Source organism: Pseudomonas sp. WJP1, from assembly GCF_028471945.1.
In the GTDB taxonomy this organism is placed as follows: Bacteria; Pseudomonadota; Gammaproteobacteria; order Pseudomonadales; family Pseudomonadaceae; genus Aquipseudomonas.
Window position 1 is genome coordinate 3067266 of sequence record NZ_CP110128.1, and the last position, 13142, is coordinate 3080407.

Genomic DNA, 13142 nt, shown 5'->3' on the forward strand with positions numbered 1-13142 from the left:
TCAATCGAGCAGACCCTTGGCGCGCGCGATGGCGACGACCTCTGTGCGACTGCGGGCCCCCAGTTTCGCACTGACGTTGCGCAGGTGAGTCTTCACCGTGTGCTCGGACAAGTGCATCTGCTCGGCAATGGCGCGGTTGCGATTGCCGGCAGCCAACAGCCGGATGACATGGAACTCGCGAGTCGTCAGCCGGGATTCGAGATCGTCGACCTCAGCCTCAGGCAATGCGCCCCAGGTGCTGGCGCGTTGCAGCAGGTCGCTGAGGAAAACCGGGTCGATACCGAGGTTCTTGCATTGCGCCTGGAAGGACACGGCCCATCGCTGCAGCAGCTTTGCCAGGGCCGGGCCTTCATCGACAATGGTGCGGATGAAACCTTCGTCACTCGCCAGAAGCAAGGCCTTGGTCAGGGTGTCCAGCGCCTCTTTGTGCCTGCCCAGGCCTTCCAGTGCCAGCGCATACAGCAAGCGCAACTTCAACGCCCGCCGGTGCTGCTGGCGCTCCAGTGCCTGGGTAATCGCCGGTTGCAACGCCGCCGCGGCGCTATCGTGTTCACCCTTGAGGATGCGCAGGCGTTGACGGGCGATGAATGGGGTGTCGCTATCGCAGCTGTACAGCAACAGGTCGGGTCGATCCCAATGTCCCGCCAGGTCGGCGTTATGCAGCGCCTGTGCCGCGATATCCGGCCGGTTTTCCAGGGTGGCGACACGGGCGCGTTCCAGCCACGCCGCACAGTGCATGCGCACCGACCCGCTGCGCCGACCCAATTGCTCAAGTTCCGCCAGCTGTTGCACCCACGTGTCATGTTGACCCTGTTGCCAGGCGATTCTGGCGAGCAGTATATGGCGCACGATCATCGGGTCCGGGCCGCCGCTGTCCAAAGCGTGCGGGGGGATATCCACCAGCAGCTGCCGGGCCTGGGGCAGCTGATCTTTTTCGTAGTAGGTCAGTGCCCGCAGGATATCCAGCGAGGGCCTGCCACCGGACCATTTGCCTTCGGGGCTTTGTACCTGAGCCACGCTGGCGGCGTCCAACCGGGCGCCGGCGCGTTGCAGGCGTCCCTGGATCAGGTCGAGGATGGACTCCACACAAACGACAATGGTGTCGACGATGACCGAACGGTTCTGCGCCCCCTGGCTGACCATCTGCGTCAACAGGCTTCTGGCTTGCTCATGGCGACCGGTCGCGACCATGCAGTAGGCCAGCGTCGTGGCGAGCATGCCGTACTGCAGGATGTCTTGCGGTGATATGCGTTCAATCTGCGCCAGGCCCGTGGTGTAGGCCGCATCGATCTGATCGGTAAACACCTGCAACAGGCAGCGAATCGTATCGGTCTGCGGGCTGGCGCGATGGTGCTCGATGCGCTGCATGGCGTCCTGGTAGCGGCGATCGAGCACCAGTGTCCAGGCATGGGCGAGGACCAGCCGGGGATAGGCATCCAGCTGCCGGGCAGGAATCTGTTCGAACCAGCGCAGCAACAGACGCAGGCGGCCGGCATCGATCAACGGGTCCAAATGGCGGTCGATCTGTTGGCTTGCACCCTGCGTGTCACCCGCCAGCAGGCAGTGTTCGATCGCAGCCACCGGCTGATGGTTATCCAGGTACCAACGGGCAGCCGCGGCGTGCAGTTTTTCGGCCTGCCCGGGATGCTGGCGCTCAAGTGCGCGTCGCAGGAAGTCGGCGAACAGGGGGTGGTAACGGAACCACTGCAGGTGTTCATCCGTGGCCTGGATGAACAGGTTGGCGCGTTGCAGGTAGTCGATCATCGCCTGGCTGTCGCCACGGGCAAACACCGCATCGCAGAGCATTGCACTGAAGCGCTCGAGGACGCTGCTGCACAGCAGGAACTGCCGACATTCCTCGGTTTGCCGCTCGAGAATGTCCTCGGCCAGGTAATCGGTCAGCTCCAGGTTCGCGCCGGACAGAGAGGCGACGAAATCCCTTGGCGCCTTTCGCCCTCGCAGTGACAGGGTGCTCAGGTACAGCGCGGTGATCCAGCCTTCGGTGCGTTGCTGCAGCGCGGCGATCTCGGCATCTTCAAGGGCCAGGCCGCACTTTTCTCGGATGAAGGTCGTGGTCTCGCCCAGGCTCATGCGCAGGGCGTCGGTGCCGATGTCGAGCATTTGCCCATGGGCGCGCAAACGGCCCAGGGCGATATCCGGTGTGGTTCTCGAGGCGATGACCAGCAACCCGCCATTGGGCAGGGCCTTCAGCAAGCGCTGCACGAAATCCAGTGCCTGGGCAGACTCCAGCGTTTCGAAATCGTCGAGAAAAATCGCGAAGGGCGGTGCCCGTTCGGCCAGTTTGTCGAGCAACGCCTGAGGGCTGAGGTCACTCGATTTCTGGTCACCGTCGAGCGCCTGCAAGGCGATGTGCAAGTGTGCTGCCAGGCGTCGCAGATCATTGTCGGCGCCGTCCAGTGTCAACCACAGCACCTGGCGACCCTGGGCCAGGCAGCGCTCCCGGTACTGACGCAGCAACGTGGTTTTGCCAAAGCCCGCCGCGGCCTCGATCAGGATAAGCCGGGCAGGGTCCGGGTTATCCATGCGATCCAGCAGATGAGCACGTTGCAGGTGGCTGGCCGCCGAACCCGGAATGCGAAATTTTTCCGGGTGGATGTGCGCTGCGTGGAGGGACGTATCAGCGGCACTGCCCGCAGCAAGTCGCTCATCCGCCGAGTCGTCGAGGGTCGGGACGAGCGTGAGGCGTGCCAGAAGATTCGGGCGGTCAGGCATGGGTTTCTCCAGCGGGCCAATCACATGATGCGTGAACAAAGCGCTGCTTAAGCCCGCTCTTTTCGCAGTTTTTATCTGTCGCATAGTGCCATGCCCGTATCCGCTGGCAAGACCGCGTTGCGCAATCGGTCGGCGGGCGCGAGGGGAACTTCACTCGTTCGAGCGATTGTTCCACCCGTCGGGGTGGCTAGCCTTTCGCGCTGGACTGCGCATGCAGCCAAGCATCCAACAATGAGAGAGATAAGCGATGGCAGGACCACTGGCAGGTGTGAAAGTAGTCGAAATGAACGCGATCGGGCCCGCGCCTTTCGCCACCATGTTGCTGGCCGACATGGGGGCCGAAGTGATCCGTATCGACCGATTGGTGTCAGGCTTCCTCAACGGCGACGGCAGTGTGATCAGCCGGGGCCGACGCAGCCTGGCGATTGATCCGCGCAAGCCGGGTTCGGTCGACGTCCTGATGCAGTTGATCGAAGGCGCCGACGTGCTGATCGAAGGCTTTCGGCCGGGGGTCATGGAACGCCTGGGCCTGGGACCGGAACCGTGCCTGCAACGCAACCCGCGCCTGGTGTATGGGCGCATGACCGGTTGGGGCCAGACCGGCCCACTCGCCAGCGTTGCCGGCCACGATCTCAACTACCTCGCTATCACCGGCGCGCTGCATGCCATGGGCCATGCCGATCGCGAGCCGACACCGCCGCTGCATCTGGCGGGCGACATGGGCGGTGGTGCGATGTTCCTCGCCTTTGGCATCGTCAGTGCGCTGCTGGAGGCGCAAAAGTCCGGCAAGGGGCAGGTGGTGGACGCGGCAATCAGCGACGGCGCCGCGTTGCTCAGCACGATGTATTACGAGTTCAAGCAAAGCGGGGAGTGGCGGGGGCGTGGGGAAAACATCTTCGATGGCGGCGCGCCTTTTTATGGTTGCTACGCCTGCGCCGAGGGTGGCTTTGTCTCGATCGGTTCCATCGAACCGCAGTTCTATCGCCTGCTGATGCAGCTGTGCCAGATCGAAGACCCGGCGTTCGAGCGCCAGTGGGACCGCCGGCAGTGGCCGGCCCTGCGCAGCAAACTCGAGGCGATGTTCCTCACCCGCACCCGCGATCAATGGTGCGAGCTGATGGACGGCACCGACGTCTGTTTCGCCCCTGTGCTGGATTTCAACGAGGCCCTCGAGCATCCGCACCATCAGGCCCGAAAGACCTTCATGCAGACCGACGGCGTGACGCATCCCGCACCGGCTCCACGGCTGAGCCGTACACCCGCAACCGCGGGAAGCGTGGTGAAGAATGGTGAACACACCCTCGACATTCTTCGCGAATTGGGGTTGGACGATGCCCGTATCGGCGCGCTGCGCGCGGCCGGAGCGATTGCCTGATAACGACAGCGCAGGAACCCCGAAACCCACCCCTCACCACTCCATGCGAGCGGGATACAGCCCCGGGGTGGGTACGCAACCATGACGCCATGGAGCCGCAGGGTCGCGAGACGACCCAAGGCTCCGTCAATCAATTCGGGGAGAACGTGATGTCACAGAAAACCTACATCGCTGGCGTCGGCATGATCCAGTTTGCCAAGCCAGGCGCCAGTGGCTCCTACGTCGAGATGGGCGCACAGGCGGTACGCCAGGCCCTGCAGGATGCCGGGATCGGTTATGAGCTGGTGCAGCAGGCCTATGCAGGTTATGTCTATGGCGATTCCACCTGCGGTCAGTCGGCCTTGTACGAAGTCGGCATGACGGGAATTCCGGTGATCAACGTCAACAACAACTGCGCCAGTGGTTCGACCGCGTTGTACCTGGCGCGCCAGGCCGTGGAGAGCGGTGCTGTCGATTGCGCGCTGGCGTTCGGCTTCGAACAGATGCAGCCAGGTGCCCTGAAAAATTTCTGGACCGACCGTCCCCTGACCATGGGCAAGGGCTTCGATGCCTCCGCCGCAGCTTTCCCGGAAGGCGTCGGCATGCCCGGCGCGCTGATGTTCTTCGGCGGTGCGGGCAAGGAGCACATGGAAAAGTACGGCACCAAGATGCAAACCTTTGCCGCGATCCGCGCCAAGGCCAGCCGTCATGCCGCCAACAACCCGTTGGCGGTGTTCCGCAAGGTGGTCACCACTGAAGAAGTGATGGCCGACCAGGTGGTGTGGGAAGGGGTGATGACCCGCCTGATGGCGTGCCCACCGACCTGCGGTGGCGCGGCGGCGATCATCGTCTCCGAACGCTTTGCCAAGAAGCACGGTTTGCGCACCGACGTGACCATCCTCGCCCAGGCGCTGGCCACCGACAAACCGGACGCGTTCGAGCCACCATCGATGATCAGCGTGGTCGGCGTGGGCATGACCCGCCAGGCCGCCAATGAAGTCTACGAAAAAGCCGGCGTCGGCCCGGAGGATATCCGCGTCTGCGAACTGCACGACTGCTTCGCCCACAACGAACTATTGACCTACGAAGGCCTGGGCTTCTGCCCGGTGGGCGGTGGCGAACAGTTCGTTATGGACGGCGACAACACCTACGGCGGCCAAGTGGTGATCAACCCGTCAGGCGGCCTGCTTTCCAAAGGCCACCCGCTGGGCGCCACGGGCCTGGCGCAGTGCTTTGAACTGACCCATCAACTGCGCGGGACCGCCGGCGCACGCCAGGTCGAAGGTTTGCAACATGCGTTGCAGCACAACCTCGGCTTGGGCGGCGCCGGTGTCGTGACGCTCTTCGGTCGCGGCTGACCCAACCTTGGCTCGCGCACCTCGATGGGGCGCGATGACCTGATCACCCACAGGAATCAATTGAAATGGCAGACAAGAGTCTGATCGGCCGTTCCCTTGGCGTCACCACCAGTGAAGTGGAAAAAGGTCGCCTGCGTTTTTTCGCCAAGGCCATTGGCGAGACTGACCCGGTCTATACCGACGAGGCAGCCGCAAAAGCCGCCGGCCATAAAGCGCTGCCGGTACCGCCGACGTTCCTGCTGTGCCTGGAAAGCGAAGGGCGCAACCCGCAGGCCATCGTCGAAGACATCATGGGCTTTGATCTGGGCCGCATCCTCCACGCCGAGCAGGAGTTCAACTATCACCGCATGGCCTTTGCCGGTGACGTGCTGACGTTCGAAACCCGCATTGCCGACGTGTACGAGAAGAAGGGCGGGGCGCTGCAGTTCGTGGTGCAGGAAACCCGCGTGACCAACCAGGACGGCGAACACATTGCCGATCTTCGTTCTTCGCTCGTGCAGCGCTGAGGAATAACCCATGACCCAACTCGCAAAAATCGCGCCCCAGTTCAGCGATGTCCAGGAAGGCGACGTAGTGCCGCTGATGAAGCTGCGTCCGATCAACCGCACGATGCTGGCGCTCTACGCCGGTGCGTCGGGCGATCACAACGAGATCCACATCGACATTGATTTTGCCCGCAAGGCGCGCGTACCCGATGTGTTCGCCCACGGCATGCTCTCGGCCGCCTACCTCGGCCGCCTGCTGACCCATTGGGTGCCGCAACCGCAGATCCGCAAGCTGTCAGTGCGCTTCACCGGCATCACCCAGATCGGCCACATCCCGCACCTGACCGGGCGGGTGGCGCAGAAATTCGAAGCAGGCGGTGAGCGCCTCGTGCGTCTGGAAATCAAGTGCAGCAACCAGTACGGCGAAGACAAGCTGGTGGGAGAAGCGGTCGTGGCCTTGAACTGAATTGCGAATTGAACCCCAGTCTGAACCCAGCAGACGATAACAAAAAATACAGGTACCAAATGATGAAAAAGCTTGAAGGAAAAGTAGCCCTGGTCACCGGCTCCGGCCGCGGTATCGGACGCAGCGTCGCCCTGAAACTCGCCGCCGATGGCGCCCGCGTAGTGGTCAACGACCTCGATGCCGGCCCGGCCGAAGAAGTGGTGGCGGAAATCCGCGAAGCCGGTGGCGAGGCGGTGGCCTGCGTCGGTAGCGTGACCGCTGTCGATTTCGCCGACCGCTTCATCAAGACCGCCGTCGACAACTACGGCGGCATCGACATCATCGTCAACAACGCCGGCTACACCTGGGACAACGTCATCCAGAAAATGTCGGACGAACAGTGGTACGCAATCATCGATTGCCACCTGACCGCGCCGTTCCGCATCCTGCGCGCGGCCTACCCGGTGATCAGCGCCGCCGCCAAGGCAGAAGCCGCCGAAGGCCGCGTGGTGCCGCGCAAGGTGGTGAACATTTCCTCCATCGCCGCTGCCGGCAACGCAGGGCAGGCCAACTACTCGACGGCCAAGGCCGGGATCCTGGGCATGACCAAGACCATGTCCAAGGAGTGGGGCCGTCACAAGGTCAACGTCAATGCCGTGGCCTACGGTCACATCGAAACCCGCATGACCCAGGCCCTGGCCGGCGACGCGAGCAAGACCGTGAACATCGAAGGTCGCGAGATCAAGGTCGGCATCCAGGCCGCGGCGATCGAAGCGGGCAAGATGATGTGCCCGCTGGGACGCCCGGGTACCCCGGATGAAGCGGCCGGCGCCGTGTATCTGTTCTGCATCCCGGAATCGGACTACGTGTCCGGCCAGGTCCTGGTCTGCGGCGGCGGCCTCGGCACTGTCTGATCCATTGAGGAGATTTGTCATGCAACTGGAAAACTACACATCCCCATGGATGGACGCGGACCTTGGCGCCTTCCGTGACAGCATTCGCCGCTTTGTCCGCGAACAGCTGCTCCCCCACGAAGACAAGTGGCGCGAGCAGCACCGCTCCGATCGTAGCGCCTGGCTGGCTTGCGGCGAGATGGGCATGATCCTGCCGGACATGCCGTCGCAGTACGGTGGCGCCGATGGCACCCCGGCGCACTACGCCGTGGCCATGGAAGAACTGACCTATGCCGGTGTGATGAGCATCGCCCTGAGCATCAACCACATTGTCGGGCACTACATCCTCGCCAGTGGTACCGAAGCGCAGAAGCAGCAGTGGCTGCCGAAAATCGCCTCCGGCGAGTGCATCACTTCCATCGCCATGACTGAGCCGGGCACCGGTTCCGACCTGCAAGGCGTGCGCACCCGCGCGGTGAAAAAGGGTGACAAGTACGTCATCAGCGGCTCGAAGACCTTCATCAGCAACGGCCAGAACAGTGACATGGTGGTGGTCATCGCCAAGACCGACCTGGAAGCCAAGGGCTCCAAGGGCATCTCGCTGTTTATCGTCGACACCAACACCAAGGGCTTCGTCCGTGGTCAGTGCCTGGACAAGATCGGCCTGCCGGGGCAAGACACCTCGGAAATGTTCTTCGACGAATGCGAAGTGCCGGCCGATTGCCTGCTGGGCGGCGTCGAGGGGCAGGGCTTCTATCAGTTGATGCAGCAATTGCCATACGAGCGAGCGGAAATCTCCATCCAGGCCGTTGCCGCGATGGAGCGCGCCCTGGCGCTGACCGTTGAATACACCAAGGAACGCAAGGCGTTCGGCAAGGCGATCCTGGACTTCCAGAACACCCGTTTTACCCTCGCGGACGTCAAGGCCACGGTCACCGCCGCGCGCACCTTCGGCGACCTGATCATCCAGCGCTGGGTTGATGGCACCCTCGATACCACCACGGCGTCGATGGGCAAGTTCTGGCTGACCGACCGCCAGGGCGAGGTCATGGACCGCTGCCTGCAATTCTTCGGCGGCTTCGGCTACATGAACGAATACCCGATCGCCCGGATGTTCGCCGACGCCCGCGTGGCGCGTATCTACGGCGGTGCCAACGAAATCCAGCGTGAGCTGGTGGGGCGTTCGCTCTAAATTGTAGGAGCGAGCCTGCTCGCGATGGACTTCAGAACACCGCGTTGAATCAGTAAGTACGCGTATTCGTTAACGACCATCGCGAGCAGGCTCGCTCCTACAGGAGAGGCAACTGCTTTACTTATAACAACAAGATTCTGGAGGCTCAGATGTACATCACCCAAGGATTGCACCGACACATGCAGCAGCGCCCGGATGCAACCGCCATCCGCTATCAGGGCCGCAGCCTGTCATTTGCCGCGCTGGGCGAGCGGGTTGCCCGCCTGGCCGGTGCGTTGAAGAAGCTCGGTCTGGCGAGCGGTGATTGCGTCGCCATGCTGTCGCGCAACTCCCAGCGCTACATCGAGTACAGCCTCGGCGTACCTTGGGCCGACGGCGTGCTGAACCCGGTCAACACCCGCTGGAGCGTGGTGGAAATCGTCTACTCCTTGGACGATTCGAATTCGACCATCCTTATCGTCGATGACGCCTTCAGCACCATGGGCGCCATGATCGCGCGCCAGGCCAAGACCATTCGCCACGTGATCTATGCCGGCGATCAGGAAACACCCGAGGGCATGCTGTCCTACGAAGCCTTGCTGGCCGAGGCAGAGGCCGTCGACGATGTGCGTCGTAGTGGCGATGCCTTGCTGGGCATTTTCTACACCGGCGGCACCACCGGTTTCCCCAAGGGCGTCATGATCAGCCAGGACAACCTGGCATTCGCCGCGCTGGCCAGCCTGAGCAAAGGTTTTTACGGCAGCGAGTCGAAGTTTCTGCATGCGATGCCCATGTTCCATCTGGCTGATTTTGGCGGCATGTCCGCCATGCTCATCTGCGGTGGCACTCACGTGGTGCTACCGGCCTTCAGCGGTGAAGCTGCACTCGAACTGATCAGCCAGGAAGGCGTGACCGATGCCATGCTCGCGCCGACCATGATCCAGATGATGCTGGATGCGCGCGACGCCCAGCCGGCCTTGAGCGCGTTGGATCTGAGCTCGATCAAGAACATCATCTATGGCGCTTCACCGATTTCCCCCGCACTGCTGGACCGGGCTTGCGAGGCGTTTACCACTGCCCGGTTTTTCCAGGGTTATGGCATGACCGAACTGACTACCGGCGGCACGATGCTCGATGCGCAGTATCACAGCCCCGAACACCAGGCCAGCGGCAAGATGTATTCGGCCGGCCGGGCGATCAGCTGTGTCGAACTGCGAATCGTCGACAACGAGGGCCGCGAAGTGCCTCGCGGCACCGTCGGCGAGATCGTGGTGCGCGGCCCGAACGTGATGCTCGGCTACTGGAACAATCCCGCTGCCACGGCGCAAGTGCTCAAGGACGGCTGGATGCACACCGGTGACGGTGCCTATATGGATGAGGAAGGTTTCGTGTACATCGTCGATCGTCTCAAGGACATGATCGTCAGTGGCGGGGAGAACATTTACTCCGCCGAAGTGGAAAATGCCCTTGCCAGCCATCCGGCCGTGGCGCAAAGCGCGGTCATCGGCATCCCCTGCGAAAAGTGGGGCGAGACGGTGCACGCGGTGATCGTGCTCAAGCCGCAAGCCGTGGCCACCGAGGAGGAAATCGTTGCCCATTGCCGCGCGCGCATTGCCGGGTACAAATGCCCGCGCAGTGTCGAGTTCCGCCAGGCGATGCCATTGTCCACCGTGGGCAAAATCCTCAAGAACGAACTGCGCCAACCCTATTGGGCGAACCATGATCGCAACATCGCCTGAACCCCCGTTCAAGCCCACGTCAGCCAAACTCATTCGTTTGAGCGATGGGTGAGGGACCTCATTGTGGCTAGGCTCTGACGCGTTGCCTGCCATCGGTGGCAACGCTCATTGCAATCACCGTCCTGGGCCCATTGCGTGCTCAGTACCGCCGGACCGAGCACGCTCCCATGAACACCCACTTAGTGCAGACCACCACCCGATTCGCCCCGCCGCGAATCGGCAGCCAGGCCGTATCCCGTGAACAGTTGCTGGCCAGGTTGCAGCGAGAACGTCAATGTCGCCTGCAGCTGGTCACCGGTAGCGCCGGCTTTGGCAAAACCACCTTGATGGCTCAGTGGCGCCAGCAGCTGATAAAAAACGGCGCCCAGGTGGCCTGGTTGTCGTTGTCGCCGGACGACTGCCGGCTGGAGGCGTTTTGCGCAAGTTTGCTCGGTGCCTTGCGCCAGGCGGGCCTGCCCCTGGATGGCGACCTGCTGCTGTTAGCCGGGCCGGAAGCCATCAGCACGCAGGCGATGGCGTCGCTGCTGATCAATGCGCTGGCCAGGATGAGCGGTGAGCTGTATCTGATGCTCGATGATTTCCAGCAGGCAGCGGATGTGCGTATCGCCCAGTTGATGCAGGCGCTGATCGACGATGCACCGCATCACTTGCACGTGGTGCTGGCTTCGCGCAGTACGCCGCCCTTGCTGTTGGGCCGCCTGCGGGCCATGGGCGAGCTGTGCGAAGTGGATTGTGCGGGGTTGTCGTTCAACTTCGCGGAGTCCCTGGCCTTCCTCAAGGCGCATCTGGACCAGGGCGTGGACCTGGATGCCGCGCACGCCATCCACGACCTCACCGATGGCTGGCCGATCGGCCTGCAGTTGATGTCCATCGCCTTGAAGGCTAACCCGAAAAAAGGCGTCAAGCGCGCGGCATTGTTGCCCGACAGCGCGGCCCTCAAAGCCTATTTGTCCGAAGATGTGGTGGCGGATTTGCCCACGGAACTGTTCGATTTCCTGCAGAAAATTTCCATCCTCCGGCGCTTTAATGTCGATGTCGCCGCGCATGTCACCGGCTCTGCGCAGGCGGCGCAGTTGATCGCGGCGGTGGAAGAACGCAATCTGTTCATCCAGCCAGTCGATCTGCCGGGCAATCGCCAGTGGTATCGCCTGCATCCGTTGTTCGTCGAGTTCCTCACCCAGCGCCTGCAGGCCAGCAGTGCGGATATCGCGCCATTGCACCAGCGCGCGGCAGCATGGTTCGAACAGGCCGGGCTGGTGCCGGAAGCGCTTCGCCATGGGCTGCACTGCAACGATTTCACTGTGGTGGTGCAGCTGTTGGAGCGCGTGCAACCGTCCTATCGCAGCGTCAGTCATCTGAGCCAGTTCATGCGCTGGCTCGAACAGGTGCCCTTGCATGAGTTGAGCAGGCACCCGTCGCTGATGTTGTTGGGCATCTGGGGCGCGGTCCTCACGGTGCTGACCAGCAAGGCGCGGGCCTGGATAAGCGCATTCGAGAGCGTGCCGCAAGCGCCCCGGTGGACGGATCAGTTGCAGTTGTTGAAGGCGTCCCTGGCCATGCACGGCGATGATGAAACGACCTGCCTGGCCTTGTTGGACTCGCTTGCCGAGCAGTTCGCCAACCATCCGTTCATGGAGCAGGTGCGCGTGGGCATGATGATCACTTGCCTGGGACTTGCCGGTCGCCACAATGAGGTGCGCAGCCTGTTCAATGGCACTGCCGGGCGCTGTCTGCGCAACAGCAATGACGAAATGGCGTTGATGGGGATGGCCGCCATGGCCTCGGCGATGCTGTTGGAAGGCAAGGTGCTGGAGGCCGAGCGCATGGGCGCGTTGGTGTTGGCCCAGGCGCAGTCCTTGCACGGGCGCCGCTCGGTGAGCGCCTGTGGCAGCGCCGCGATCATGGCCGAGATTTTCTATGAGCTCGACCGTCTTGACGAGGCGCGCGAGGTGCTGGCCAATCGTCTGGATATCCTGCGGTTCTCCGCACCGGGATACATGATCGGCGCTGCATTGTGCCACGCACGCCTGCTGGACCTGCAAGACTCGCCACGTAGCGCGCTGGAGTACCTGGTCCACAAGGAGCAGCATTTTCGTGCCCTGGGTCTTGATCGTGGTACCGCGAGGATGATCGATGAACAGCTGCGCATCACCTTGAAGTGCGGCGACTGGCGCCATGCCGAGTCGCTGCAGGGGCTGCTCGACGATCTTGCGCGCAACCATCGGGGAGCGTCCTCTTGCGATGCCGAGGTCATGACCCTGGCGGCCTTGTCGAAGGCGCGCCTGGCGTTGGCACGACGGCAACCCGAGGCGGCGTTGCAGGCGCTGGACATTGTCGATCGTTTTGCCAGTGAGCTGGCAAGGGTGCAATGGCGGGTAAAAGTCGAATTGCTCCGCGCCTTCGCGCTGGATGAACTGGAGCGCAGCGACGAGGCCCTGGAGTCGTTGCGCTCGGCGGTTGCCAGCGGCTACCGGTTGGGCCTGGTGCGTACGTTCCTGGATGAGGGGCAAGCGTTCCATGCCTTGCTGCCAAGGCTTGAACTCAAGGGCGATGCGGATTTCAGCGCCTATCACGAAAAACTCGGCCTGCCAGCGCCGAAGCCGTCATCAGGCGACAGCCGTGAAACGTCGTCGGTGGCCATGGGCGCCACGCGCGAACAGGTGGCACTGACCCGACGCGAGCAGGACATCATCGATCTGCTGGAACAATCGATGTCCAACAAGCGCATTGCCTTGGCGTTGAATCTCAGCTTGCAAACCGTGAAGTGGAACCTGAAGAACATCTTTTTCAAATTCGGCGTATCAAGCCGCTATGACGCGATTATCGTCGCCCGTGGCAGGCGCGACGAGAGAGTCTCGTAGGTTCCGGGCTCAGGGCTTGACTTTACTTCAAGTAGTCCAGCATCTTCCCGTGGCAATACAGGCTCCGTCGACAGGCAGTCGGTTCTTCTTCTCAGCCTCGGTT

At 62.6% G+C, this 13142-nt stretch carries 9 protein-coding genes; 8 read left to right on the forward strand and 1 reads right to left on the reverse strand.

Going from position 1 to position 13142, the window contains the following annotated elements:
- Nucleotides 1–2733 carry a LuxR C-terminal-related transcriptional regulator gene (locus tag OH720_RS13945; protein WP_272606093.1) on the reverse strand — a complete coding sequence of 911 codons (2733 nt, stop codon included), beginning with the start codon at nucleotides 2731–2733 and terminating at the stop codon, nucleotides 1–3.
- A gap of 247 nt (nucleotides 2734–2980) precedes the next feature.
- On the opposite strand from OH720_RS13945, the gene OH720_RS13950 reads away from it, so the two are divergent.
- The 8 genes from OH720_RS13950 (at nucleotide 2981) to OH720_RS13985 (ending at nucleotide 13039) form a co-directional block, all read left to right on the forward strand.
- Entirely contained in the window at nucleotides 2981–4108 is a 1128-nt protein-coding gene (locus OH720_RS13950) for a CaiB/BaiF CoA transferase family protein (protein WP_272606094.1), read from the forward strand.
- Nucleotides 4109–4257: 149 nt separating this feature from the next.
- Nucleotides 4258–5445, forward strand: coding sequence for a lipid-transfer protein (locus tag OH720_RS13955; protein ID WP_272606095.1), 1188 nt, complete (start codon nucleotides 4258–4260; stop codon nucleotides 5443–5445).
- Nucleotides 5446–5510: 65 nt separating this feature from the next.
- Nucleotides 5511–5951 carry a MaoC family dehydratase N-terminal domain-containing protein gene (locus OH720_RS13960; protein WP_272606096.1) on the forward strand — a complete coding sequence of 147 codons (441 nt, stop codon included), beginning with the start codon at nucleotides 5511–5513 and terminating at the stop codon, nucleotides 5949–5951.
- A gap of 10 nt (nucleotides 5952–5961) precedes the next feature.
- On the forward strand, nucleotides 5962–6396 hold the full coding sequence (locus OH720_RS13965) for a MaoC family dehydratase (RefSeq protein ID WP_272606097.1): 435 nt from the start codon (nucleotides 5962–5964) through the stop codon (nucleotides 6394–6396).
- A 62-nt stretch (nucleotides 6397–6458) separates the two neighbouring features.
- On the forward strand, nucleotides 6459–7289 hold the full coding sequence (locus tag OH720_RS13970) for an SDR family NAD(P)-dependent oxidoreductase (protein ID WP_272606447.1): 831 nt from the start codon (nucleotides 6459–6461) through the stop codon (nucleotides 7287–7289).
- A 19-nt stretch (nucleotides 7290–7308) separates the two neighbouring features.
- A complete protein-coding gene (locus OH720_RS13975; protein ID WP_272606098.1) occupies nucleotides 7309–8460 on the forward strand; it encodes an acyl-CoA dehydrogenase family protein in 1152 nt (383 codons plus the stop codon).
- Nucleotides 8461–8609: 149 nt separating this feature from the next.
- Nucleotides 8610–10178: a long-chain-fatty-acid--CoA ligase gene (locus OH720_RS13980; protein ID WP_272606099.1), complete on the forward strand. Its 1569-nt coding sequence runs from the start codon at nucleotides 8610–8612 to the stop codon at nucleotides 10176–10178.
- 167 nt (nucleotides 10179–10345) lie between these two features.
- Nucleotides 10346–13039, forward strand: coding sequence for a LuxR C-terminal-related transcriptional regulator (locus OH720_RS13985; protein WP_272606100.1), 2694 nt, complete (start codon nucleotides 10346–10348; stop codon nucleotides 13037–13039).
- Nucleotides 13040–13142 lie beyond the last annotated feature (103 nt).

Excerpts from the sequence above, each read along its gene's own strand:
- OH720_RS13975 (WP_272606098.1), top strand. The coding sequence starts at position 7,309 with ATGCAACTGGAAAACTACACATCCCCATGGATGGACGCGGACCTTGGC.
- OH720_RS13950 (WP_272606094.1), top strand. The coding sequence starts at position 2,981 with ATGGCAGGACCACTGGCAGGTGTGAAAGTAGTCGAAATGAACGCGATC.
- OH720_RS13955 (WP_272606095.1), top strand. The coding sequence starts at position 4,258 with ATGTCACAGAAAACCTACATCGCTGGCGTCGGCATGATCCAGTTTGCC.
- OH720_RS13970 (WP_272606447.1), top strand. The coding sequence starts at position 6,459 with ATGAAAAAGCTTGAAGGAAAAGTAGCCCTGGTCACCGGCTCCGGCCGC.
- OH720_RS13965 (WP_272606097.1), top strand. The coding sequence starts at position 5,962 with ATGACCCAACTCGCAAAAATCGCGCCCCAGTTCAGCGATGTCCAGGAA.
- OH720_RS13960 (WP_272606096.1), top strand. The coding sequence starts at position 5,511 with ATGGCAGACAAGAGTCTGATCGGCCGTTCCCTTGGCGTCACCACCAGT.
- OH720_RS13945 (WP_272606093.1), bottom strand. The coding sequence starts at position 2,733 with ATGCCTGACCGCCCGAATCTTCTGGCACGCCTCACGCTCGTCCCGACC.
- OH720_RS13985 (WP_272606100.1), top strand. The coding sequence starts at position 10,346 with ATGAACACCCACTTAGTGCAGACCACCACCCGATTCGCCCCGCCGCGA.
- OH720_RS13980 (WP_272606099.1), top strand. The coding sequence starts at position 8,610 with ATGTACATCACCCAAGGATTGCACCGACACATGCAGCAGCGCCCGGAT.